The organism is Streptomyces sp. NPDC002958, from assembly GCF_055563255.1.
Map to the genome: position 1 here is coordinate 37,963 of NZ_JBVHDS010000007.1, position 24,281 is coordinate 62,243.

Genomic DNA, 24,281 nt, shown 5'->3' on the forward strand with positions numbered 1-24,281 from the left:
TTACGGCTCCTCGGTGACGTCGGCGGGGTGAATCAGGGGTGCTGCTGCTGCGCAGTCTGGTGCCTGCGCCGTGCGTACGGGTCCGAATGCCTCGGTCTCCGTCCGACGGAGGACAAGTCGGCGCTCCGGGGTGAGCCGGACGACGAGGTGGCGGCGCCAGTTCTCGTCGTCGCGCTCGGGCCGGTCCTCGCGCCAGTGGCAGCCGCGGGTCTCCTCGCGCTGCCGGGCGGCGGCGACCAGGACGCGCGAGACGAGGAGCAGGTTGGTGGCCTCCCACGCCTCGACTCCGGGCACCGCGGCCTTGGGCTCGGCAGCCCCGGCGGCCTCGGCAGCACTGTGGTGCAGGGCCTCCAGCTCTTCGGCGGCGGCGGCCAGGCTCTCGGCGGAACGGAGCACTCCGGCGCCCCGGGTCATGATCCGCTGGATCGTGCCGCGTGCCTCGGAGGCGAGCAGCGGCGAGGGGGTGGGAAGGGTGCCGGCCGACGCGGCGCCCGCGCGGGGCCGGTCCTCGACGATGTCCGCCGCGATGCGCTCGGCGAAAACGAGGCCCTCCAGGAGGGAATTGGACGCCAGCCGGTTCGCGCCGTGCACGCCGGTGCAGGCGACCTCACCGCAGGCGTACAGGCCGGGCACGGTCGTACGTCCCCGCAGGTCCGTGCGGATGCCACCGGAGGCGTAGTGCGCGGCGGGGGCGACGGGAATGGGTTCGGTGATCGGGTCGATGTCGTGGGCGCGGCAGGCCGCCAGGATCGTGGGGAAGCGCTGCTCCCACATCTCGGCGCCGAAGTGGCGGGCATCGAGATACATGTGCTCGGTGCCGTGCAGCTCCATCTGGCGGGTGATGGCCTTGGCGACGATGTCGCGCGGGGCCAGTTCCGCCAGTTCGTGCTGCCCGGCCATGAAGCGCGTACCGGACGCGTCGACGAGATGGGCGCCCTCGCCCCGTACCGCTTCCGACACCAGGGGCTGCTGGCCCTCGGAGTCGGCGCCGAGGAAGAGGACCGTCGGATGGAACTGGACGAATTCGAGGTCGGAGACCTCCGCACCGGCCCGCAGCGCCAGGGCCACGCCGTCGCCGGTGGAGACCGCCGGGTTGGTGGTCGCGGAGAAGACCTGGCCCATGCCGCCGGTGGCGAGGACCACCGCGGGGGCATGGACCGCACCCACGCCGTCGTGCTGGCCCTCGCCCATGACGTGCAGGGTGACGCCCGCGGTACGGCCTTCCGCATCCGTGAGGAGGTCCAGGACCAGGGCGTTCTCGACGGTGTGCAGGGCGGCCTCGCGGACCGCTTCGACCAGGGCGCGGGAGATCTCGGCGCCCGTCGCGTCGCCCCCCGCATGGGCGATACGGCGGCGGTGGTGGCCGCCTTCGCGGGTCAGCGCGATGTCTCCGCTGTCCGTGGTGTCGAAGTGGGCGCCGGTATCGATCAGCCGGCGTACGGCGTCGGGGCCCTCGGTGACCAGGGTCCGCACCGCCGCCTCGTCGCACAGGCCCGCGCCCGCGACCAGGGTGTCGTCCAGATGCTGCTGGGGCGTGTCGCCCTCGCCGAGGGCCGCCGCGATACCGCCCTGCGCCCAGCGGGTGGAACCGTCGTCGAGGCGGGCCTTGGTGACGACGACGGTGGCGAGGCCCGCAGCTGCGCAGCGCAGCGCGGTGGTGAGACCGGCCACGCCGGAGCCGACCACCACGACGTCGGCGTCGATGGACCAGCCGGGGGCGGGGGCGGTCAGCCGTATTCCGGTCACGTGGTGGCTCCGAAGGTCAGCGGGATGTTGTCGATGAGGCGGGTCTTGCCGACCTTCGCGGCGACGGCGAGGATCGCGTCACCGGTGGTGCGGTCGTCGGGGATCTCGGTGAAGTCGGCCGGGTCCACGAGCGCCAGGTAGTCCAGGGCGAGCGGCGGCTGTTCGGCGGCCGCGTCGTCGAGGATCAATTGCGCCGCGGCGCGTACCGCCGCGGGTCCGTCCACGGGGCGGGCCAGTGCCACCGCCTGGGTGTCGGCGGCCGCACGGGTCTCGCCGAGCGCGGTGAGCGCGGCGGCCCGGCCGGTGGTCGCCGCGGTGGTCTGCGCGCGGGCGTGCAGCGCCTGCTGGGCGGCAAGCCTGTCCCGCGCAGCGAACAGGGCCCGGGACAGGGCGAGGGCGGTGTGCCGTTCCTCGACGTCCAGGAAGCGGTTGCGGCTGGAGAGCGCGAGGCCGTCCGGTTCGCGGACCGTCTCCACGCCGACGATCTCCACGGGGAAGTTCAGATCGCGCACCATGCGGCGGATCAGTGCCAGCTGCTGGGCGTCCTTCTGCCCGTAGAACGCGGCATCGGGGCGGGTGAGGTGCAGGAGCTTGGCGACGACGGTGAGCATTCCGTCGAAGTGCCCGGGGCGGGAGGCCCCTTCGAGCCGCTCGCCCATGGGGCCCGCCGAGATCCGGACCTGCGGTTCGCCGCCGGGGTAGACCTCGTCGACGGACGGGGCGAAGACCGCGTCCGCCCCGGCGGCACCCGCCACGGCGAGGTCGGCGTCGAGGGTACGGGGGTAGCGTTCCAGGTCCGCGGCCTCCCCGAACTGGAGCGGGTTGACGAAGACGGTGACGACGACCTGGCCGTCCGGGCCCACGGCCGCGCGTGCGGTACGGATCAGGGTGGCGTGGCCCTCGTGCAGGGCGCCCATGGTCATGACGACGGCCCGCTGCCCCTTGAGGGGGGAGAACGCGGCGAGTTCCACGGCCGTACGAAGAAGGGTGGCCGCGGGGGCGGTGCCGGGTGTGCGGGGCGGGGCGGCGGGGTGGGGCGTGCCGGGCGTACCGGGCGAGTGCGCAGCACCGGACGGGTGCGCAGCACCGGACGGGTGCGCAGCACCGGGCGAGTGCGCAGCACCGGACGGGTGCGCAGCACCGGGCGAGTGCGCAGCACCGGACGGGTGCGCAGCACCGGGCGAGTGCGCAGCACCGGACGTGTGCGCAGCACCAGACGTGCCGGGCCTGCCGGTCGTGTTGGTCATCGGGGCTCCTGTGATCCGGTGCCGCCCGTGGTGCCGGTGCCGTCGGCCAGGACTCCGAGCAGGTCCTCGGCCAGCTCCGGCTTGAGCATGCCGTGGGCGAGTGCGCGGTCGGCGGTGGCGCGGGCCATCGCGAGATAGCCGGCCACGGCCTGCGGAGCGTGTCTGCGCAGCTCGTCTATGTGCGCGGCGACCGTGCCCGCGTCGCCGCGGGCCACGGGGCCGGTCAGGGCGGCGTCACCGGAGCGCAGGGCGTTGTCGAGTGCGGCGCCGAGGAGGGGGCCGAGCATCCGGTCGGGGGCGGCGACCCCGGCCGTACGCAACAACTCCATCGACTGGGCGACCAGCGTGACCAGGTGGTTCGCGCCGAGGGCGAGGGCCGCGTGGTAGAGCGGGCGGGACTCCTCCGCGATCCATTCGGGCTCCCCGCCCATCTCGATGACCAGCGCCTCTGCGGCGAGCCGGAGCTCCTCGGGGGCGGTCACGCCGAAGGAGCAGCCGGCCAGCCGCTGCACGTCGACGGTGGTGCCGGTGAACGTCATCGCCGGGTGCAGGGCGAGCGGCAGGGCACCGGCCCGCAGAGCCGGGTCCAGCACTCTCGTCCCGTACCGCCCCGACGTATGGACGATCAGCTGACCCGGCCGCACCGCACCGGTCTCGGCAAGGCCCTCGACCAGGCCGGGCAGGGCGTCGTCGGGGACGGTCAGCAGCACCAGCTCGGCGCGCGCGAGGACCTCGGCGGGCGGCACCAGCGGTACGTCGGGGAGCAGGGCGGCCGCCCTGCGCACGGACGCGTCGGAGACGCCCGACACGGCGACCGGTCGGTGCCCGGCAAGTTGCAGGGACGCGGCGAGAGCGGGGCCGACGCGGCCCGCGCCCACGACGCCGACTGTGAGGCGGGCGGGTCGGTCCCTCGCGTCGAGGGGTTCCTTGGGGGTTGTTGCATTCACGCGGCGGTGGCCTTCCGTTCCAGTCCGCGGGGGGTACCGGACGATTTCTCTGCATGCTACGCCAGCGTTTCGCCCCGCCCCCTGGCTGTCCACAGCCTGTGGGAAAAGTCCGGGCGGGCGTCCGGTCAAAGGGGCCCGGGTGGGCCGGGAGAACATGCGGTCCCGGCCTGTGTCCTGAGTGATGATCGTCCCATGACAAATGTGGCGGACATGGATGAGCAGGCGCGCCGGAGGCAGGCGGCGGACGGGGCGGAAGGTAACGCGGAGGACCGGGAAGCGGACGGGGCGGGAGGCGACGCGGAGGACCGGGAAGCGGACGGGGCGGGAGGCGACGCGGAGGATCATGGCCGGCCGCAGCAGGATGCGCAGCATCTGCGCAGGCTGAAGGCCTGGCGCGCGGCCGAGCGGGTGCTGATCAGGCCGCCCATGGACCTCCCGCTCGGTGAACGCCTGGCCGCACTGGCCGCGGGGGCTGGATCGGTCACCGACCTCGACCACCCTGCGGACAGCTACGGCAATGGCGTCGTCGCCGAGCTGGAGGAACGGATCGCGGACCTGCTGGGCACGGAGGCCGCCGCGTTCTTCCCGACCGGGACGATGGCCCAGCAGGTCGCGCTGCGGTGCTGGGCCGGGCGGACCGGCAACTCCACGGTGGCACTGCATCCCCTCGCTCATCCCGAGGTCCACGAGCGCGGCGCGCTGGAGGCGCTCAGCGGGCTGCGTACCGTCCATCCGACGTCCGAGCCCCGGCTGCCCACGGCTCAGGAGATCCGTGACTTCGCCGAGCCGTTCGGCACGATGATGCTGGAGCTGCCGTTGCGCGATGCCGGTTTCGTCCTACCGACGTGGGAGGAGCTGGAGGCCATGGTGGCGGCCGCGCGGGAGCGCGATGCAGTGGTGCACATCGATGGCGCGCGGCTGTGGGAGTGCGCCCCCCACTTCGGGCAGGAGCTGCCTCGGATCGCGGCGCTCGCGGACAGCGTGTACGTCTCGTTCTACAAGACCCTCGGCGGAATCTCCGGAGCCGCGCTGGCGGGTTCCGAGTCGCTGATCGAGGAGGCCCGCACCTGGCGCCACCGGTACGGCGGGCAGCTCTTCCAGCAGTTCCCGGCGGCGCTCGCCGCGCTGATCGGCCTGGAGCGGGAACTGCCGCAGCTGCCTTCGTACGTGGCACACGCGAAGGTGGTGGCCGGGGCACTGGCCGAGGGCTTCTCGGCGGCCGGCGCCGGGTGGTTCCGGGTGCATCCGGAGCCGCCGCACACGCACCAGTTCCAGGTGTGGCTGCCGTACGGGGCGGATGTCCTGACGGAGGCGTCGGTGCGGCAGGCGGAGGAGACGGGCGTGGCGCTCTTCCGCACCTGGCACCCTGCGGCTGCCGGGCCGCCCGGGGTGTCGTTCACCGAGGTCACGGTGGGGCGGGAAGGGCTGGAGTGGACGGCGGCGGACGTACGGGCGGCGGTGGCGGAGTTCCTGGAGCGGCTGGCTCAGGGCCTGTTCTGACTTGCCCCGTGGGGGCAGGAGCGGCGTTCGGTGCGGCGAGCGTGCGCATCGGGCATCGCGACGCCGCGGGCCAACTCAGAACAGGCCCCAGCGGCGGTACGTGCACGGGGCGTCCGGCGACCGGTCTGCTGTCCGGCACGGGCCGGCCGACCCGTGCCGGACAGGTTCTCCCCGGAAAGCCCGCCCGAACGGTTCCGCCCTCACACGCCGGACGCGCTGGAGTTGCCGCACCGGCCGACCGCGCCGGGCCGACCGGTGCGGTGGCTTCGGAGGAACAGGACCCGCAGAGCCGCCCGCCAACGGCCACGCGCCGGGCGGCCCGCGGCCACTGCTTCGAAGCGGGGCCGGTTCAGTCGAAGCGCGTCAGCCCCCGCCGGCCCGGACCAGCCCCGACTCGTACGCGAGGACGACGACCTGCACCCGGTCACGCAGGCTCAGTTTGGTGAGGATGCGGCCCACGTGTGTCTTCACGGTCGCCTCGGAGAGCACCAGTCGGGCCGCGATCTCGCCGTTCGACAGGCCCTGCGCGACCAGCAGCATCACTTCGCGTTCGCGTTCGGTGAGTTTGCCGATGCCCTTGTGCTGCGGTTCGCTGTTTCCGCTCGGCAGCATCGGTGAGAAGCGGTCGAGCAGCCGACGGGTGGTGGACGGGGCGACGACGGCGTCACCGCTGTGCACGGAGCGGATGGCGGCGAGCAGTTCGGCGGGCGGCACATCCTTGAGCATGAAGCCGCTGGCCCCGGCCTTCAGCCCGGAGAAGGCGTACTCGTCGAGGTCGAAGGTGGTCAGGATGAGCACCTTGGGCGCACCCGGCTGCGCGCAGATGCGACGGGTGGCCTCGACGCCGTCCAGCCTCGGCATCCGCACATCCATCAGCACCACGTCGACGGCGGTGGAGCGCAGGATCTCGATCGCCTCCGCGCCGTCGCCGGCCTCGGCCACGACCTCCATGTCCGGCTGGGCGGCGAGCACCATCCGGAAACCGGTGCGCAGCAGCACCTGGTCGTCGACGAGCATCACGCGGATCACCATGAGGGGTGCTGTCTCCTGTCTGTCCTGTGTCTGTCCTGCACCAACCGAAAGTCTGGTGGGCCGGCCGACCAGTGCCCTCCCGACAAAGCTTGCCGGGAGCGCACTAGTCGGCCGACTTGAGCGGCAGCAATGCGCTGATCCGAAACCCGCCGCCGGGCCGTGGCCCGGCGTCCAGCGTGCCGCCGACCATGCCGACCCGCTCGCGCATGCCGATCATTCCGTGGCCCCCGCCGTCGGCGCCGCCGTCCTCGTACAGCTCGTGCGCCGCACCCCGCCCGTCGTCCTCGACCAGCAGCCCGAGCCCGTCGTCGAAGTAGACCAGCCGCACACTGGCTCCGGCGTCCGGGCCGCCGTGCTTGCGGGTGTTGGTCAGGGCCTCCTGCACGATGCGGTACGCGGTCAGCTCCACCCCGCTGGGCAGCGGGCGCGGCGTGCCCTCGATCTTGAAGTCGACAGCCAGTCCGGTCTGTCTGACCTGTTCGATCAGGTCCTCGATCTGGCCCACATCGGGCTGCGGGACGTACTCCCCGCTCTCCTCGGCGTCCCCGGTCCGCAGCACCCCGAGCAGCCGTCGCATCTCGGCGAGGGCCTGCCTGCCGGTGCTGGAGATGGTCTCCAGGGCTTGGCGGGCCTGGTCGGGGGCCGCGTCCAGGACGTACGCCGCACCATCGGCCTGCACCACCATCACCGAGACGTTGTGCGCGACGACATCGTGGAGTTCGCGGGCGATACGGGCCCGCTCGGCGGCCACCGCGACCTTCGACTGCGCCTCGCGCTCCCGCTCCAGCCGGGCTGCGCGCTCCTCCAGCTGGCTGAAGTAGGCACGCCGGGTCCGCATCGAGTCGCCGAGCACCCAGGCGAGCACGAACGGCACGGTCATCACAATGGCGACGAAGACCTGCTGGGCCCAGCCGGTCTGCGGTACGTCCTGCGGCCAGCGCAGCTGGGAGAGACCGGCCGCGCTCAGGGCGCAGACCAGCGCGAGCCGGGACGCCCATCGCTCCCCGAGGGCGGCCACGGTGAAGACGATCACCAGCATCGCGAAGTTCACGACGCCCGGCCTGACCCCGAACACCAACTGTGCGACGCCCATCGCGATGGTGAGCAGCAGCATCTTCTCCGGCGCGCGCCTGCGCAACGCGACGGCGGTGCAGAAACCGATGACGATCAGTCCGGCAGTGAGCCGCTCACCGGTGCTGCCCGCGTGCACCACCATGGACAGGCCGGAGAGCCCGAGGAGGAAGACAGCCCAGAAGCTGTCGACGCCCGTCGGGTGTCTGCGGATGAAGTCATAGAGGCGCTGCACGTAACCCAGCGTAGGGACAGGCGGTAGGTGCACGGGTCAGCCGGAGGGCCGATCCGGCTCCTGGGACCGTACTCCCCAAGGTGGAGACTTGGGAACGTGACGGATGAGTGGCGTGGGTGGCAGGAGGCGGCAGAGACCGCTTTGTACGGAGACGGGGGGTTCTACCGGAGCCCCGAAGGACCGGCGGGCCACTTCCGCACCTCCGTCCACGCATCGCCCCTGTTCGCCTCCGCCGTCGCCCGGCTGCTGGTCAGGACGGCACGGGAGCTGGGCACCGACTCGGTGGACCTGGTGGACCTGGGGGCGGGGCGGGGCGAACTGCTCACGGGGGTGCTGGCGGCGCTGCCGGCCGTGGGCGCCGACGGTCTCGCCGTACGGGCGCATGCCGTGGAGGTCGCCGCCCGCCCGGCCGGTCTGGACCCCCGGATCGAGTGGTGCGCCGAACCGCCGGCCGGGACGCACGGTCTGCTGTTCGCCAATGAGTGGCTGGACAACGTCCCGACCGAGGTCGCCGAGACCGACGCGGACGGCGTCGACCGGTATGTCCTCGTCCGGACGGCGGACGGCGCGGAACGGCTGGGCGAGCCGGTGACCGGGGCCGACGCCGAGTGGCTGCGCCGCTGGTGGCCGTCGGCCGGACCGGGCGGCCGCGCGGAGATCGGCCGCCCGCGCGACGAGGCCTGGGCACGGGCGGTGGCCACGCTGGCCGAAGGGCTCGCGGTGGCGGTGGACTATGCGCACGTACGGGAGGCGCGGCCCCCCTTCGGCACACTGACCGGCTTCCGGTCCGGCCGTGAGGTGCGGCCGGTGCCGGACGGCAGCTGCGACCTCACCTCGCACGTGGCGCTGGACGCGTGCGCGGCGGCGATGGGCGACGGGGCCGGGGCTCCTCCCGAGGTGCTGACGCAGCGCGAGGCGCTGCGCCACCTCGGCATCAACGGCGAGCGCCCGCCACTGGCCCTGGCGTCGACCGACCCGGCCGGATACGTACGGGCCCTCGCCTCGGCGGGCGAGGCAGCGGAACTGACGGCCCGGGGCGGCCTGGGCGACTTCGGCTGGCTGATGCAACGGGTGGCGCGGCGGCCGGGCTGAAGCCCCGGCCCCGTCGGCGATCGATGCGCGGGGCCCGGGGCGGGGCCCCGGCCGCTCAGGGAATACTGGCCATATGACGGAGACGACAGTCGGCATCGGCGGCGCAGCGGAGAGCACCGACATGGTGCTCAACATCGGCCCCCAGCACCCCTCCACACACGGCGTGCTCCGTCTGCGCATCGTCCTCGACGGCGAGCGCATCCAGCACGCCGAACCGGTCATCGGCTACATGCACCGCGGCGCGGAGAAGCTGTTCGAGGCCCGCGACTACCGGCAGATCGTGATGCTCGCGAACCGCCACGACTGGCTGTCGGCGTTCTCCAACGAGCTGGGCGTCGTGATGGCCGTCGAGCGCATGCTCGGCATGGAGGTCCCGGAGCGCGCGGTCTGGACGCGCACCCTGCTCGCCGAGCTGAACCGGGTCCTGAACCATCTGATGTTCCTCGGCTCGTACCCGCTCGAACTCGGCGGGATCACCCCGGTGTTCTACGCCTTCCGCGAGCGCGAGGAGCTCCAGGCCGTGATGGAGGAGGTCTCCGGCGGCCGGATGCACTACATGTTCAACCGGGTCGGCGGCCTCAAGGAGGACCTCCCCGCGGGCTGGCTCGGCCGCGCCCGGGACGCCGTCGCCTCGGTCCGGTCCCGCATGGACGTGTACGACGACCTGGTGCTCGGCAACGAGATCTTCCGGGGCCGCACCCGCGGTGTCGGCGCGCTGTCCGCCGAGACCGTCCACGCGTACGGGGTGTCCGGGCCGATCGCCCGCGCCTCGGGGGTCGACTTCGATCTGCGGCGCGACGAGCCGTATCTGGCGTACGGGGAACTCCAGGACATCCTCAAGGTCGTCACCCGCACCGAGGGCGACTGCCTGGCCCGCTTCGAGTGCCTGCTGGAGCAGACGCACAACGCCTTGGATCTGGCGGACGCCTGCCTGGACCGTATGGCTGCCTTGGCACCCGGTCCGATCAACCAACGGCTGCCCAAGGTGCTGAAGGCCCCCGAGGGCCACACCTACGCCTGGACCGAGAATCCGCTCGGCATCAACGGCTACTACCTGGTGTCCAAGGGCGAGAAGACCCCGTACCGGCTGAAGCTCCGCTCCGCCTCGTACAACAACATCCAGGCACTCACCGAGCTGCTGCCGGGCACGCTGGTCGCAGACATGGTGGCGGTCCTGGGCTCGCTCTTCTTCGTCGTCGGCGACATCGACAAGTAGGCCGGGAAGCGATAAGTAGGCCGGGAAGCGATCGGCACCGGCGCGCAGCCGACGCGCTCCCCCGGCCCTCGCGGCCCCTGCACGCCTACGAGATCGCGCTGCGCAGCTCCACCACGTCCGTCTGCTGGGTCTCGTCGTGCGCGGTCAGGTCGATGACCTTGCCGACGGCCCGGCTCTCGGCCGTGCCCGTGCGGTGCACGGCCAGCGCCTCCTCGCCCACCACGTCCGCGAGGTCCTCGTTCTGCACGGACTCGATGGCGGCGCGCGCCTTCTGCGTACCGAAGAAGTCGAAGCTGCCCTGCGGCACCGGAGGGCGGCGGGACGCCGCGTACGGAGCGACCGCGCCGACGGCCGGCACGGTGCGCGCCGCGGGCAGCGCGGCGGACGGCCGGGTCGCGGGCAGCGCGGCGGACGGCCGGGTCGCGGGAAGGGCGGTCGGCGGGCGCAGGTGCTGTGCCCCGGACGGGTCCGGGGCCGCCGCGTGCCTGCCCTGCCGCTCCTCCGCCTCCCGGGCCCGCTCCGCGAGATCCCGCTTCCTGGCCTGCTCGGCGGTGCGGCGAGCCTCCTGGAGTGCCCCGTTGCGCGAGAGGTCCTCCAGCGCCTGGGCCGCACGCAGATAGGCGGCCGGTGTCGGTGTGCTGCGAGCGGCGGGCAGCTCCCGGGGCGCGGCGGAGGCTTCGAGCGCGAGCTGCCTGCGACCCTCCAGCGCGCTGGCCCGCTCGGTCTCGGCGTTGGCGTACCGCCGCAACAGCGCGGCGTGCTCCCCTCGCAGTCCGGCGAGTTCCACGCGCTTGTGGCGCAGCTTCGTCTCCAGACGTACGCGCAGCTCCCGCGACTCCTCCAGGTCGGCCTCGAGTTCGGCCATGCGCTCCTCGGCCCGCCATCCGTCACCGGCGCGGGCCCGCGTCAGCTCCGCGACACGACGGCCCGCTTCCCGGTCCCAACTGCGCATCAGATACGCACCGGTCACAGCAGCGGCCGCCGCGGCGGCCACCAGACCGCGCAGGACCATGGGCTCGGCGAGCAGCCAGGCGCCCGCGGCACAGAGGATCGCGACTCCGACGACGACCGAAGACGGAAGGATTCTGTGCAGAGGTGGCGAATGGCGATGACGTCCACGTGGCATGGCCTGAAATTTACCGTGTGTACGCGGCGCTTGGGAGGCCGCCCGCCAATCTGTTCCCGGCCGGTTACCTGGCGGCCCCCTATATCTCCCCAATCCTTACTTCTTGATGAGGCCCTTCGACTGCAGATAGCCCTTGGCCACATCGGCGGGCTTTGCACGCTCGGCATCGACCTTGCGGTTCAGTTCCGCCAGATCCTCGGTCGTGAGGGCCTTGGTGAGCTTGCCGAGTGCGTCGGCAATGTCCTGGGAACCCGCGTCCTCGGCGTTGACGACCGGCAGTACGTTGTCCGCGTTCTGGAGCTTCTTGTCGTCCTCCAGGAACATCAGGCCGTAACTGTCCAGCACCGCGTCCGTGGTGGTGGTGAGGACCAACTGGTCCTTGCCGTCCTTGACTGCCTGCTTGGACTGCGGTGTACCGACTCCCTTGGGGTCGATGCCAATGACATTGATGCCGTACGTCTTCTTCAGGCCCGGCGCGCAGAACGTCCGCACCTCGCACTCGTCACCCGCCGCAATCTTCACTTCTGCCTTCGACCTGCCAAGATCCGAAAGGGTCTTGAGCTTGTTCTCGGCGGCGAATTCCTCGGTCACCGCGAAGGCGTTCTGATCGACGGCCTCGCCCGCCGGGAGCACCTTCAGTCCGCGCGGGGTTGCGAGCTTCTCCAGCGCGGCGACCGTGGCGGCCGCGTCACCGGAGGCGACCGGCTTCTTCTCCGCCTCCTTCGCCCCGTTCACCTTGGCATTGAGGAATTCGGCGATCGTCGCGGCATATTCGGGAACGACATCGATCTCGCCCTTCTCCAGGGACGGTTCGTACAGTTCCCGATTGGCCACCGTGGTGACTGAGGTGCTGTATCCGGCGTCGTCCAGGATCTGTGCGTACAGCTCCGCGAGCACCTTGGACTCGGTGAAGGAGGCCGCGCCGACGACGAGCGAGCCCTTCTCGCCGGAGCCGCCGGAGCCGCCGGACGATGCCGAGCCCCCCTTGTCCTTCTCCAGGCTGTCGCCGCCGCAGGCGGCGAGCGAGCCGGCCAGCGCGACCATGCCGATGACCGCGCCGGCTATGCGCGAGGTCTTGCTCATGAGTTGTTCTCCGTCCACAGCAACAGGGTCTATTTGGGATGGGATCCGGCGATCGAGGGGGTGCGTTGGCCTGGGCCCGACGGACGGTCGTGCCGCGCCGTCATGCCGTCCTGCGACGGCGTAGCGGTGACAGCATCCGGTCCAGCCCCACCAGCACCGCCTCCACCAGCAGTGCGAGCACGGCAACCAGCAGCGCTCCCGCGACCACCTGCGGCGTGTTGTACGTGTTGAACCCGGCGGTGATGATCCGGCCGAGACCGCCCTGGCCGACCATCGCGGCGATCGTCGCCGTGGCGACCACCTGGACCGCGGCCGATCGCAGCCCGGCCGTGATCATCGGGTAGGCAAGCGGGAGTTCGACCCGTACGAAGAGCTGGCTCCCGGACATTCCCATGCCCCGGGCCGCCTCGACCACCGACCGGTCGACCTCCGTCATCCCGACATGGGCGTTGGTGAGCAGCGGCGGCACGGCGAACAGCACCAGCGCGATGATCGTAGGCACATATCCGGCATTGCGCAGCGGCGAGACCATGAAGAGGGCCAGCACCGCGAAGACCGGGATCGCCCGCCCGGCATTGGAGATGTTGACGGCCAGCGCGCCCCCCTTCCCGATGTGCCCGAGGTACAGCGCGGTCGGCAGCGCGATCGCGCAGGCCAGGGCGAGCGCGACGCCGCTGACGTACAGGTGCTCGCCGAGACGGTGGGCCGCCCCGCTCTCCCCCGACCAGTTGGCGCTGGTGGTGAGCCAGGTCCAGGCCCCGCCGAGAACTCCCATGGATCAGGCCGCCTTTGCCGTGACACCCGCGACCGCGCCCACACGCGCGTGAGTGGTGCGTATTCGAGTCCAGGGGGTCAGCAGCCGCTGGAGGCCCAGCAACAGCAGATCCGCGGCGACCGCGAGCAGTACGCACAGGACCGAGGCGGTGAGCACCTGTGCCTTGAAGAAGCTGGGCAGGGCGTCCCCTATGAGGTTGCCGAGGCCGCCTCTTCCGATGATCGATCCGACCGTCGTCAGCGCGATCGTCGAGACCGTGGTGATTCGTACGCCGGCCATTAACGCGGGCATCGCCAGGGGAAGTTCGACCTCCCACAGCAACCGGACCGGCCCGTATCCCATTCCCTTCGCGGCTTCCTTCGCCTCCTGCGGAACCGCTTCGAGGCCCGCCAGGATGTTCCGCACGAGAATGGTCAGCGAATATAGCACCAGGCCCGTGACGACCAGCTCCGCGGAAAGTCCGAACAGCGGCAGCAGCAGCGAGAACATGGCGAGCGACGGCACGGTGTAGAGCACCGTCGTCAGCCCCAGCACCGGTACGGCGAAGCGGCGGCCGCGGCGTGCGAGCAGCGCCAGCGGAAAGGCCACCACGAGCCCGATGACCACCGAGGCCACGGTGATCCAGATGTGCTGGACCGTCGCATCGGTCAACTCCTGGCTGCGGGAACGGAGATACTCCCCGCAGATCCAGTCGTTCGTCACCATGCAGTTCTGTGCGGCAGTCATCCGTCCCCCACCTCCCGATTACCGCGTCGCACCGATGTCTGGCGACCCTATCCCCGACCACTGACAATCACCGAGGCCGTTGTATTCCAGCAACATGTCCTTCACAGAACACGCGCGACAATGGGGAACCATGATCCGTTTCGAGCACGTCACCAAGCGGTACGCGGACGGCACGACCGCCGTCGACGACCTTTCCTTCGAGGTCGCCGAGGGTGAACTGGTCACGCTCGTCGGACCGTCGGGCTGTGGCAAGACGACCACCATGAAGATGGTGAACCGGCTGATCGAACCGACCGAGGGCCGGATATTGCTCGACGGGGACGACATATCCGCCATCGACCCCGTCCGGCTGCGCCGCCGTATCGGCTATGTGATCCAGCAGGTGGGGCTCTTCCCGCACCGCACGATCCTGGAAAACACCGCGACCGTTCCCCATCTCCTCGGCTGGAAACGGGAAAAGGGCCGTGTGCGCGCGGCAGAACTCCTCGACCTTGTCGGACTCGATCCTTCCGTTTATGGCGACCGCTATCCGGAACAGCTCTCCGGCGGCCAGCGTCAACGCGTGGGCGTGGCAAGGGCGCTGGCTGCGGATCCGCCGGTTCTGCTGATGGACGAGCCTTTCGGTGCGGTCGACCCCGTCGTACGGGAACGACTGCAGAACGAATTCCTGAAACTCCAGGAAAAGGTCCGCAAAACCGTGCTGTTCGTCACGCACGACATCGAGGAAGCGGTCCGGCTCGGTGACCGTATCGCCGTCTACGGACAGGGCTCCATCGAACAGTTCGACTCCCCGGCCACCGTACTCGGCGCCCCCGCCACCCCCTATGTCGCGGACTTCGTCGGCGCCGACCGCGGTCTCAAGCGGCTCTCCGTGACCCCCATCGAGGAGGACGACCTCGACCAGCCACCGGTCGTCCACCTCGACGACTCCCTGGCGAGGGCGACCGAGCGGTTGCGGGCCGAGGGGGCCCGCTGGGCCGTCGTGCTCGACGGCGAGGACAATCTGCACGGCTGGATCCCGGCCGACAGCTCCGCCACCGGGACCGGGGCCAAGGACACGGTGCGCGCCCACGCCCGACGGATGGAGGCGTGGCTGCCCGTCGGCGCCCCGCTCAAGCAGGCATTCGCCACCATGCTCCAGCACGACGCGGGCTGGATCGCCGTCATCGACAAGGAGAGCACCGGCCGGTTCCTCGGTGTGCTCACCCCGGCACGGCTCCATGAGGCACTGCGCCGCTCGATCGACGCGGACGCGCAGGACGTCCCGCGCGCCGAGGTGGCCGTCGAGACCGTGGAGAGGGTCACCAAGGCCGCCGCACGCTGAGCCGGGGGCCGGTCCGCCCCCGGCCCCGGCCCCGTCTCGGGGTCCGCCCCCGGCCCCGGCTCGTCTCAGTTCTCGTCGAGCCGGCTGCTCATCCAGTCCAGCGCCGAAGGAATCTCCCGCCGCCACGTGTTGAAGTTGTGCCCACCGCTGTCGAGCACGATCGACGAGACCTGGGCGGGCGGCTTCACCTTGGCGATGAACTGCCGTGTGGTGCGGTAGTTCCCCTCGCCCTGCCTGGAGGTCGTGACGAGGAAGGACGCGTCGGGCTGCGGCAGATGGTCCAGACTCCACATCAGATCGGAGCGGTTGCGCGCCCCCTGGTCGCCGTGGAAGAGGTCGCCGGTCGTCGGGTCCTCGGCCGCCTTGTAGTACGCGGAGAGCCCAGCGCTCGCGGCGAACCGGTCCGGGTGATGGAGCCCGATCTTCAGCGCGCAGTAGCCGCCGGTCGAATTGCCCATGATGCCCCAGTTACGGGCCGACTTGCCGACCCGGTACGCGTCCGAGACCGCCTGCGGCAGGTCCTCGGCAAAGAACGTCTCGGTCTGCGGCCCGCCCTCTACGTCCACGCACTCGGTGTCCCGCGGCGGCGCCACCGTCGGCCGCAGCATCACCAGGATCATCGGCTGCGCCCGACCGGCCTTCACCCGGTCGTGTGCCGTCCGTGGGTACCGAAGGCCCTTCAGCAGGTTCTCCGAGACGCCCGGGTAGCCGGTGAGAACCACGACCGCGGGGAACTTCAGGCGGGCGAACGCCGGCTGGAAGTACTCCGGCGGAAGATACACATACGCCGAACTCTCGATCTTCGACTGCCGCCCCGCGATCACGACCTTGTCGATCCGTCCGCCCGTCGCGGGCCGCGAACCGCCCGGCACGTCCGGCCGTTGCATGCCGACCCGGACGATGTTCTTGGAGGCCGGCGTTCCGGCCGCGTGGTCGGTGACCACACCCAATTCCTGCTGCCGGCCGAACAGATCGGCCCAGGAGCCGTAGAAGAGGAACGAGTTGTTGGCCACCAGAGCGACGGAGACGAAGACCGTCACCTGAGTCGCCAGCAGCAGACCGATCCTGCCGAACACCGCGGACACGCTGCGTCGGGCCAGTCGCGGCCAGAGCCAGACCGTGGCGGTGAAGAACACCACGGCCAGCACGATGGCCAGGGTCAGAAATGTCCTGCTCGTAAGACCCATGGGGGGTGAGCTCTCTTGTCTGGAATTTTCCGGTCGGCGGGTGAACCCTCGCCCCGGAAGCTTCGTCCTAAAGGTCGCACATCGTCCGGAGGGCCTCGGCCGAAGGACTCAAGAATCTCTCGCGGAACCACGGGAAGCGATGTCTATCACGCTAGATGGGGATAAATCGGGATCGGTTCCGAACCCTGTACGCAGGTTCGTACGCGGCCCGCGCCCCGAATCCGTACCGACTCTGGTCGGTACCGCCTGCACCGTCGTCGGCCTGATCGATGTCGCCGCGGGCGTCTTCCCGCGCTTCCGGCACAGTCGGATGCACACCCTCGCCGAGGTACTCCCCGGCGCCCTCGGGCCGTTCGCCGCCGCCCTCTCCCTGAGTGCGGGCGTCCTGCTGCTGCTGCTCGCCCACGGCCTCAAGCGGCACAAACGGCGGGCCTGGCGGGCGGCCGTCGTACTGCTGCCGGCCGGTGCGCTGGCGCAGTTCGTCTACCGGCACTCGCTCATCGGCACGCTCGTCTCGCTGGCGCTCTGCCTGCTGCTGATCCGCCATCGCGGTGAATTCGCCGCGCTCCCCGACCCCAGGAGCCGCTGGCGGGCCCTGGCCAACTTCGTGCTCCTCGGCGCGGGTTCGCTGGGCCTCGGCCTGGTCATCGTCAGCATCCACCCCGGCCGGCTCGTGGGGAGCCCCAGCATCGCCGACCGGCTCCAGCACGTGCTGTACGGGCTGTTCGGCTTCGAGGGCCCCGTCGACTACGCCGGAGTCACCTCCTGGACCGTGGCGTACTCGCTCGGCGCCCTCGGCCTGCTGACCGCCGTCACCACCATCTACCTCGCGTTCCGCCCCGAACATCCTGCCGCCCGCCTCACCGAGGACGACGAGGCCCGGCTGCGCGCCCTGCTGGAGAAGCACGGCGGACGCGACTCGCTCGGCCACTTCGCGCTCCGCCGCGACAAGGGCGTCGTCTTCTCGCCCAGCGGCAAGGCCGCCGTCTGCTACCGCGTCGTGTCCGGGGTGATGCTGGCGAGCGGTGACCCGATCGGCGACGTGGAGGCCTGGCCCGGCGCCATCGAGCGCTTCATGGACGAGGCCAGGGCCCACTCCTGGACCCCCGCCGTGATGGGCTGCAGCGAGACCGGCGGCGAGGTCTGGACCCGCGAGACCGGGCTCGACGCACTGGAACTCGGCGACGAGGCGGTGGTGGATGTCACGGATTTCTCGCTCGCCGGGCGCGCGATGCGCAACGTACGCCAGATGGTGAAGCGCATTGAACGTCTCGGCTACGAGACCCGGGTCCGGCGCGTACGCGACATCGGCGAGGCCGAACTGGCCCGCATCCGGTGGGCCGCCGCCGACTGGCGCGGCACCGACAACGAGCGCGGCTTCTCCATGGCCCTCGGCCGGATCGGCGACCCGGCCGACGGGGACTGCGTCGTCGCCACCGCCCACAAGGCCGACGAGCACACCGACGACTCCCCGTACGGCGACCTGAAGGCCTTACTCCACTTCGTCCCGTGGGGCAGCGACGGCATGTCCCTCGATCTGATGCGCCGCGACCGCTCCGCCGACCCCGGGATGAACGAACTGCTGATCGTCGCCGCCCTCCATGCCTCCCCCAAGCTCTCCGTGGCGCGCGTCTCACTGAACTTCGCGATGTTCCGCTCGGCGCTCGCCCGCGGCGAGAGGCTGGGCGCGGGACCGGTGCTGCGGACCTGGCGCGGACTGCTGATCTTTCTGTCGCGCTGGTTCCAGATCGAGTCGCTGTACAAGTTCAACGCCAAGTTCCGGCCCCGCTGGGAGCCCCGCTTCGTCATCTACCGCACCGCCCGTGACCTGCCCCGCATCTCCCTCGCGGCCATGCAGGCCGAAGGCTTCGTGAACTTCGCGCTGCCGCGTCCCTTCGCCCGCCGCTTCCCGGCCCGCCCGCCCCGCCCCTGCGCCCACACCCGGGCGCCGGGCCAGGAGCACCACGCCCGCGCGGCGTAACAGCGTGCCGTACGGGGCCTACGCTGGTCGCATGAGTACGTTGCGTGGACGAGGCACGGTCCAAGGCCTGCCAGAGTGGGACCGCTGCGCGGTCATGGGTGTCGTCAATGTGACCCCTGACTCCTTCTCCGACGGGGGCCGCTGGTTCGACACCACGGCCGCGATCAAACACGGACTCGACCTGGTCGCCGAGGGGGCCGACCTGATCGATGTCGGCGGCGAGTCGACCCGTCCCGGCGCCAGCCGGGTGGACGCGTCGGAGGAGTTGCGGCGCGTGGTCCCGGTGGTCAAGGGCCTGGCGTCCGAAGGGGTCACGGTCTCCGTGGACACCATGCGGGCCCGTGTCGCCGAGGAGGCGGTCACGGGCGGGGCCGCCCTGGTCAACGACGTGAGCGGCGGCCTCGCCGACCCGGACATGGTCCGGGTCGTGGCCGCGGCCGGCGCGCCGTTCGTCGTGATGCACTGGCGCGGCTTCAGCGAGTCCATGAACAGCCGCGCGGTGTACGAGAACGTCGTCGCCGAAGTCGTCACGGAGCTGCGGGAGCGGATGGACGCCGTGATCGCGGGCGGTGTCGCCCCGGAACGGATCGTGATCGACCCCGGTCTCGGCTTCGCCAAGGAAGCCGACCACGACCTCTCCCTGGTCGCCCACCTCGAAGAGCTGCGCGCCCTGGGCCGCCCACTGCTGGTCGCAGCCTCCCGCAAGCGCTTCCTCGGCCATGTGCTGGCCGGTGAGGGCGCCGCCCCGCCGCCCGCCCGCGAACGCGACGCCGCCACCGCGGCGATCTCCGCGCTCTCCGCCCGCGCGGGTGCCTGGGCCGTCCGGGTCCACGAGGTACGGGCCACGGCCGACGCCGTACGGGTCGCCCGCGCCATCGAGGGAGCCGCGTGAGCGGGGCCCGCGACGAGCACGCGGAGGCAGCCGCCGACATCGCGGCCGTCGAGCAGGCCAACACCGCCTTCTACGAGGCGATGGAGCGCGGCGACTTCGAGGAGCTCTCCGGGCTCTGGCTGCCGGGCGAGGACCTCACCGTTTCCTGCGTCCACCCCGGCTGGCCGGTGCTCATTGGCCGCGGCGAGGTGCTGCGCAGTTACGCGCTGATCATGGCGAACACCGAGTACATCCAGTTCTTCCTGACCGATGTCGGGGTCTCGATGACCGGCGACACGGCCCTGGTGACCTGTACGGAGAACATCCTCAGCGGCGGCCCCGCGGAGGACGGCAACGCGCTCGGACCGCTGGTCGGCCAGCTCGTCGTGGCCACCAATGTGTTCCGGCGCACCCCGGACGGCTGGAAGCTCTGGTCCCACCACGGCTCGCCCGTCCTCACCGAAACCGATGAGGACGAGGACGAGGAGTCACCCTCCTGATCGAGACATCTGCTCCACGCGGGGGTTGGAACCCCAGACCGCGGGTAGAAGCGGCTACCAGCCCCGCGAGGTCCTGCCCATAGCCCCCGCGGGCGAGCGCTGTCGGTGCTCGCAGGTAGATTCGAAAGAGGGCGCCTCGCCGTCCGTACGCGGCCCCGTGTCCCTACGCCCAACAACAGCAGGAGTGATTCGCGTGGATCGTGTCGCGCTGCGCGGCCTCAAGGCCCGTGGACACCATGGCGTCTTCCCTCGGGAACGGGAAGAGGGCCAGACGTTCATCGTGGACCTGGTGCTCGGCCTCGACACCCGCCCCGCGGCGGCCGCCGACGACCTGACGAAGACGGTGCACTACGGCATCGTCGCGGAGGAAGTCGTCGACGTGGTGCAGGGGGAACCGGTCGATCTGATCGAAACGCTCGCGGAGCGCATCGCCCAGACGTGCCTCAAGCACGAAGGAGTCGAGGAGGTTGAGGTGGTGGTGCACAAGCCTGATGCGCCGATCACCGTCCCCTTCGACGATGTGACCATCACCATCACCCGGAGCCGAGTATGACTGCATTTTCTACCGAGGGGCAGAGCGACCCGACCGTACAGCCGGTACCCGCCTTCGTGGTCGAGCAGGTGGACGCCGCGGACATCACACTTTCCAATCCCAAGCGTGCCGTGATCTCCCTGGGTTCCAATCTCGGCAACCGCCTGGAGACCCTGCAGGGCGCCATAGACGCCCTGGAGGACACCCCCGGCCTCCGGGTCAAAGCGGTCTCCCCGGTGTACGAGACGGAGCCCTGCGGCGTCGCTCCCGGCTCCCAGCCCTCTTACTTCAACGCGGTGATAGTGGTGAAGACGACGCTGCCCCCGTCCTCCCTCCTGGAGCGCGGCCAGGCCGTCGAGGAAGCCTTCGACCGGGTCCGTGAGGAACGCTGGGGCCCGCGCACCATCGACGTCGACATCGTGGCGTACGCGGATGTCGTCTCCGACGACCCGGCACTCACCCTCCCCCACCCCCGGGCCCATGAGCGTGCCTTCGTCCTCGCCCCGTGGCACGACATAGACCCCGACGCCCAACTGCCCGGCGTGGGCCCCGTCGCGGACCTGCTGGCCGGTGTGGGCCGGGAGGGCGTACTGCCCCGGGCCGATCTGGAACTCCGTCTGCCCGAGTAGTCGTTAGGCTCAACGGACACGGATCACTGGCGACACAGGCCACTGGCGAAGCGGACCACCAGAGGCGCGGACCACTGGCGGCGAAGGGCGGAGCACTCGGTGAAGCAACTACGGCTCGGGGTACTGACGGGCCTCTTCGCCGCGGCCGGGGTGCTCTCCTGGGGCGGCGCCCGCCTCTGGGATTCCCTGGGCAGTCTGCCGAGCGTTCCCCTCGCCGCACCGATCGTGCTCGCGGTGATCGCCGTCATCCTGCTCGCGACGGCACTCTCCATCCGTTCCCGGCTGCGCGCCCAGCGCGAGCGTCGGCCGGGAGCCAAGGGCGTCGAGCCACTGATGGCGGCCAGAGCGGTCGTCTTCGGCCAGGCCAGCGCGCTGGTCGTCTCCCTGGTCTCCGGCATGTACGGCGGCACGGGCATTTTCCTGCTCGGCTCCCTCGACATCCCGGCCCGCCGCGACCAGGCGATCTACGCGGGCTTCGCGGTCCTCGCCGGCATCGCGGTGGTTGCCGTGGCCCTCTGGCTGGAGCGCATCTGCAAGCTCCCGGAGGACGAGAACAACGACAAGAGCTCGGCGACCGCGTAGCGGCCACCGAGCTCTCCTCCCACGGCTGCTCCGGAGCTCAGCGCGCCATGATCAGGCTCATGGCCTCGGCGCGCGTCGCGATGTCGCGGAGCTGTCCGCGTACCGCCGAGGTCAGCGTCTTCGCACCGGGCTTGCGGATACCGCGCATCGACATGCACATGTGCTCGCACTCGACGACGACGATGACCCCGCGCGGCTCCAGGATCTCCATGAGCGAATCCGCGATCTGCGTGGTGAGCCGCTCCTGGACCTGCGGGCGCCGGGCGAAGACATCGACGAGGCGGGCCAGCTTCGACAGACCCGTGATCTTGCCGCTGGTCGCCGGGATGTACCCGACGTGCGCGACGCCCCGGAACGGCACCAGGTGGTGCTCACAGGTGCTGAACACCTCGATGTCCTTGACCAGCACCATCTCGTCGTGCCCGAGGTCGAATGTGGTCGTCAGGACGTCTTCGGGCTCCTGGCGGAGACCCGCGAATATCTCCTTGTACGCCCGTGCCACCCGCCCCGGCGTCTCACGCAGTCCCTCACGGTCCGGGTCCTCGCCCACCGCGAGGAGGAGTTCGCGTACGGCGGCCTCGGCCCGCTTCTCGTCGAACTCACCGATCGAACCCTGGCCGTCCAACGTCACCGGGTCGGTCATCTGTGCCTCGTTCCTCTGAGCTGTCACCCGCGCATACCTCCGCACGGGCGCACGAAAAGCCGCGCCCCCACAGGCTAGAACCTGCGGGGGCACGGCATCCATTCCGGACGCGGTACGGCTCCCGTGACAGGAGCCACACCGGGATCAGGGCCCTACGCCTCGGGACGGTCCTCCGGAACCACCTCGGCGGCCGGGACGGTGTCCGTGGGGACGACCGAGCCGTTCGCCGTGGCGGCGCCGTTGGTGAGGGCGAGCTCCTTCGGCGAGAGCACCGGCGGCCGCGTCGACGGGGTGCGTCGGGCGGAACCGGTCCAGGCCGGACGGGACGGACGCTTCACGATCGGGGCGAAGATCTCGGCGATCTCCTCCTTGCCGAGCGTCTCCTTCTCCAGGAGCTGGAGAACCAGGGCGTCCAGCACGTCGCGGTTCTCGACGAGGATCTCCCACGCGTCGTTGTGCGCGGTCTCGATGAGCTTCTTGACCTCTTCGTCGACAAGGGCCGCGACCTCTTCCGAGTAGTCGCGCTGGTGGCCCATCTCCCGGCCCACGAAGGGCTCGGTGTGGTCGCCGCCGAACTTGATCGCGCCGAGCCGCTCCGTCATGCCGTACTGCGTGACCATCGCGCGGGCCGTTGCGGTGGCCTTCTCGATGTCGTTCGCAGCGCCGGTGGTCGGGTCGTGGAAGACCAGTTCCTCGGCCGCGCGCCCGCCCAGCATGTAAGCCAGCTGGTCGAGCATCTCATTGCGCGTCGTGGAGTACTTGTCCTCTTCCGGGAGCACCATCGTGTAACCGAGGGCGCGGCCGCGGGAGAGGATCGTGATCTTGTGGACCGGGTCCGACTGGGGGGAAGCCGCCGCGACCAGGGCGTGTCCGCCCTCGTGGTACGCGGTGATCTTCTTCTCCTTCTCGGACATGATCCGGGTCCGCTTCTGCGGACCCGCCACGACGCGGTCGATGGCCTCGTCGAGCATCTTGTTGTCGATCAGCTTCAGGTTGCCGCGCGCCGTGAGGAGCGCCGCTTCGTTCAGCACGTTCGACAGGTCGGCACCGGTGAAGCCGGGCGTACGACGGGCAACGGCGCCGAGGTCGACGTCCTTTGCGACCGGCTTGCCCTTCTGGTGCACCTTGAGGATCTCGAGACGGCCCTGCATGTCCGGCCGGTCGACCGCGATCTGCCGGTCGAAACGGCCCGGGCGCAGCAGCGCCGGGTCGAGGATGTCCGGCCGGTTCGTGGCGGCGATCAGGATGACGCCGCCCTTCACGTCGAAGCCGTCCATCTCGACGAGCAGCTGGTTCAGCGTCTGCTCGCGCTCGTCGTGACCGCCGCCCATGCCGGCACCGCGGTGCCGGCCGACGGCGTCGATCTCGTCGACGAAGACGATCGCCGGGGCGTTCGCCTTGGCCTGCTCGAAGAGGTCACGGACCCGACTGGCACCGACACCGACGAACATCTCGACGAAGTCGGAACCGGAGATCGAGTAGAACGGGACGCCCGCCTCGCCCGCGACGGCGCGTGCGAGCAGCGTCTTGCCCGTACCGGGAGGCCCGTACAGCAGGACACCCTTGGGGATCTTGGCGCCGACGGCCTGGAACTTCGCCGGCTCCTGGAGGAACTCCTTGATCTCCTGGAGTTCCTCGACGGCCTCGTCCGACCCCGCCACATCGGCGAACGTCGTCTTCGGGGTGTCCTTGGTGATCAGCTTGGCCTTGGACTTCCCGAACTGCATGACCCGGGAGCCGCCGCCCTGCATCTGATTCATCAGGAACAGGAAGACGACCACGATCAGGACGAAGGGCAGCAGCGAGAAGAGGATCGAGATGAACGGGGACTGCTTCGACGGCGAGACGGTGTAGCCCTGGTCGATCTTGCCGCTCTCGAACTTCTGCTGCAGTGTGTCGGCCAGCTCGACACCCTGGTCGCCGATGTAGCTCGCCTGGAACTTGCTGCCGGACTCGCCCGGAAGCTTCTGTCCCTTGTTCAACTCGATCTTGATGATCTGTTCGTCACCGGTGGTCAGCTTGGCCTGCGCCACCTGGTCCTTGCTGATCGCCTGGATCACCTTGCCGGTGTCCACCGATTTGTAGCCGCCCGACGAGCCGACGACCTGCATCAACACGACCACGGCGAGGACGGCCAGCACGATCCACATGACCGGCCCACGGAAGTATCGCTTCACGTCCATCCATACGGGGCGATGACGCCCCGTCCCTCCTGCCCGTAGGTAAATGCTGCTGT

General features: G+C 70.6%; 22 protein-coding genes. 10 read left to right on the plus strand and 12 right to left on the minus strand.

Going from position 1 to position 24,281, the window contains the following annotated elements; genetic code table 11:
- From ACZ3IC_RS14785 to ACZ3IC_RS14795, 3 genes are read right to left on the minus strand one after another with little or no spacing between them, the layout of a single operon-like run.
- Entirely contained in the window at nt 1-1,746 is a 1,746-nt protein-coding gene (locus ACZ3IC_RS14785; protein ID WP_467416171.1) for an L-aspartate oxidase, read from the minus strand.
- Nucleotides 1,743-2,993 carry a pantoate--beta-alanine ligase gene (gene panC / locus ACZ3IC_RS14790; protein ID WP_467416173.1) on the minus strand — a complete coding sequence of 417 codons (1,251 nt, stop codon included), beginning with the start codon at nt 2,991-2,993 and terminating at the stop codon, nt 1,743-1,745. Before panC ends, ACZ3IC_RS14785 begins: the two co-directional genes overlap by 4 nt.
- Nucleotides 2,990-3,940, minus strand: coding sequence for a Rossmann-like and DUF2520 domain-containing protein (locus tag ACZ3IC_RS14795; protein WP_467416174.1), 951 nt, complete (start codon nt 3,938-3,940; stop codon nt 2,990-2,992). Before ACZ3IC_RS14795 ends, panC begins: the two co-directional genes overlap by 4 nt.
- Nucleotides 3,941-4,150: 210 nt before the next feature.
- On the opposite strand from ACZ3IC_RS14795, the gene ACZ3IC_RS14800 reads away from it, so the two are divergent.
- Nucleotides 4,151-5,440, plus strand: a complete 1,290-nt coding sequence (locus ACZ3IC_RS14800) for a threonine aldolase family protein (protein ID WP_467416696.1) — start codon at nt 4,151-4,153, stop codon at nt 5,438-5,440.
- A gap of 363 nt (nt 5,441-5,803) precedes the next feature.
- Here ACZ3IC_RS14800 and ACZ3IC_RS14805 read toward each other — a convergent pair whose 3' ends face one another.
- The gene (locus ACZ3IC_RS14805) at nt 5,804-6,472 is read right to left on the minus strand and encodes a response regulator (protein ID WP_467416176.1); all 669 of its coding nucleotides are present in this window, start codon (nt 6,470-6,472) and stop codon (nt 5,804-5,806) included.
- Between the two features lie 103 nt (nt 6,473-6,575).
- Nucleotides 6,576-7,778, minus strand: coding sequence for a sensor histidine kinase (locus ACZ3IC_RS14810; protein ID WP_467416178.1), 1,203 nt, complete (start codon nt 7,776-7,778; stop codon nt 6,576-6,578).
- A 96-nt stretch (nt 7,779-7,874) separates the two neighbouring features.
- On the opposite strand from ACZ3IC_RS14810, the gene ACZ3IC_RS14815 reads away from it, so the two are divergent.
- Nucleotides 7,875-8,870, plus strand: coding sequence for an SAM-dependent methyltransferase (locus tag ACZ3IC_RS14815; protein WP_467416179.1), 996 nt, complete (start codon nt 7,875-7,877; stop codon nt 8,868-8,870).
- A gap of 73 nt (nt 8,871-8,943) precedes the next feature.
- Nucleotides 8,944-10,086, plus strand: coding sequence for an NADH-quinone oxidoreductase subunit D (locus ACZ3IC_RS14820; protein ID WP_467416181.1), 1,143 nt, complete (start codon nt 8,944-8,946; stop codon nt 10,084-10,086).
- A gap of 85 nt (nt 10,087-10,171) precedes the next feature.
- On the opposite strand, the gene ACZ3IC_RS14825 is transcribed toward ACZ3IC_RS14820, so the two are convergent.
- The 4 genes from ACZ3IC_RS14825 to ACZ3IC_RS14840 all read right to left on the minus strand — a co-directional run bounded on the left by ACZ3IC_RS14825 (nt 10,172) and on the right by ACZ3IC_RS14840 (nt 13,796).
- Complete coding sequence (locus ACZ3IC_RS14825) at nt 10,172-11,212, minus strand: hypothetical protein (RefSeq protein ID WP_467416182.1); 1,041 nt, start codon at nt 11,210-11,212, stop codon at nt 10,172-10,174.
- A 96-nt stretch (nt 11,213-11,308) separates the two neighbouring features.
- Nucleotides 11,309-12,295 (minus strand): ABC transporter substrate-binding protein, encoded by a 987-nt coding sequence (locus tag ACZ3IC_RS14830; protein WP_467416184.1) that lies wholly within the window; start codon nt 12,293-12,295, stop codon nt 11,309-11,311.
- Nucleotides 12,296-12,395: 100 nt separating this feature from the next.
- Nucleotides 12,396-13,070 (minus strand): ABC transporter permease, encoded by a 675-nt coding sequence (locus ACZ3IC_RS14835; RefSeq protein WP_467416185.1) that lies wholly within the window; start codon nt 13,068-13,070, stop codon nt 12,396-12,398.
- Nucleotides 13,071-13,073: 3 nt separating this feature from the next.
- Nucleotides 13,074-13,796 carry an ABC transporter permease gene (locus ACZ3IC_RS14840; RefSeq protein ID WP_467416186.1) on the minus strand — a complete coding sequence of 241 codons (723 nt, stop codon included), beginning with the start codon at nt 13,794-13,796 and terminating at the stop codon, nt 13,074-13,076.
- 130 nt (nt 13,797-13,926) lie between these two features.
- Between ACZ3IC_RS14840 and ACZ3IC_RS14845 the strand changes: the two genes are divergently transcribed.
- A complete protein-coding gene (locus ACZ3IC_RS14845) occupies nt 13,927-15,120 on the plus strand; it encodes an ABC transporter ATP-binding protein (protein ID WP_467416188.1) in 1,194 nt (397 codons plus the stop codon).
- Nucleotides 15,121-15,185: 65 nt separating this feature from the next.
- Here ACZ3IC_RS14845 and ACZ3IC_RS14850 read toward each other — a convergent pair whose 3' ends face one another.
- The gene (locus ACZ3IC_RS14850) at nt 15,186-16,307 is read right to left on the minus strand and encodes an alpha/beta hydrolase (RefSeq protein WP_467416189.1); all 1,122 of its coding nucleotides are present in this window, start codon (nt 16,305-16,307) and stop codon (nt 15,186-15,188) included.
- Nucleotides 16,308-16,446: 139 nt separating this feature from the next.
- Between ACZ3IC_RS14850 and ACZ3IC_RS14855 the strand changes: the two genes are divergently transcribed.
- The 6 genes from ACZ3IC_RS14855 (at nt 16,447) to ACZ3IC_RS14880 (ending at nt 21,402) form a co-directional block, all read left to right on the plus strand.
- Nucleotides 16,447-18,288 (plus strand): phosphatidylglycerol lysyltransferase domain-containing protein, encoded by a 1,842-nt coding sequence (locus ACZ3IC_RS14855; RefSeq protein WP_467416191.1) that lies wholly within the window; start codon nt 16,447-16,449, stop codon nt 18,286-18,288.
- A 31-nt stretch (nt 18,289-18,319) separates the two neighbouring features.
- Nucleotides 18,320-19,180 (plus strand): dihydropteroate synthase, encoded by an 861-nt coding sequence (gene folP, locus ACZ3IC_RS14860; RefSeq protein ID WP_467416192.1) that lies wholly within the window; start codon nt 18,320-18,322, stop codon nt 19,178-19,180.
- Nucleotides 19,177-19,659: a nuclear transport factor 2 family protein gene (locus ACZ3IC_RS14865; RefSeq protein ID WP_467416193.1), complete on the plus strand. Its 483-nt coding sequence runs from the start codon at nt 19,177-19,179 to the stop codon at nt 19,657-19,659. The genes folP and ACZ3IC_RS14865 overlap by 4 nt, the downstream gene beginning before the upstream one ends.
- Before the next feature lie 193 nt (nt 19,660-19,852).
- Nucleotides 19,853-20,212, plus strand: a complete 360-nt coding sequence (folB, locus tag ACZ3IC_RS14870; protein ID WP_351202187.1) for a dihydroneopterin aldolase — start codon at nt 19,853-19,855, stop codon at nt 20,210-20,212.
- Complete coding sequence (folK, locus tag ACZ3IC_RS14875; RefSeq protein ID WP_467416196.1) at nt 20,209-20,820, plus strand: 2-amino-4-hydroxy-6-hydroxymethyldihydropteridine diphosphokinase; 612 nt, start codon at nt 20,209-20,211, stop codon at nt 20,818-20,820. The genes folB and folK overlap by 4 nt, the downstream gene beginning before the upstream one ends.
- 99 nt (nt 20,821-20,919) lie before the next feature.
- Nucleotides 20,920-21,402: a DUF3180 domain-containing protein gene (locus ACZ3IC_RS14880; protein ID WP_467416198.1), complete on the plus strand. Its 483-nt coding sequence runs from the start codon at nt 20,920-20,922 to the stop codon at nt 21,400-21,402.
- 37 nt (nt 21,403-21,439) lie between these two features.
- Here ACZ3IC_RS14880 and folE read toward each other — a convergent pair whose 3' ends face one another.
- Both folE and ftsH read right to left on the minus strand, forming a co-directional pair.
- The gene (folE, locus tag ACZ3IC_RS14885) at nt 21,440-22,045 is read right to left on the minus strand and encodes a GTP cyclohydrolase I FolE (protein WP_467416699.1); all 606 of its coding nucleotides are present in this window, start codon (nt 22,043-22,045) and stop codon (nt 21,440-21,442) included.
- A 152-nt stretch (nt 22,046-22,197) separates the two neighbouring features.
- The gene (ftsH, locus tag ACZ3IC_RS14890; protein ID WP_467416201.1) at nt 22,198-24,228 is read right to left on the minus strand and encodes an ATP-dependent zinc metalloprotease FtsH; all 2,031 of its coding nucleotides are present in this window, start codon (nt 24,226-24,228) and stop codon (nt 22,198-22,200) included.
- Between the last annotated feature and the right edge of the window lie 53 nt (nt 24,229-24,281).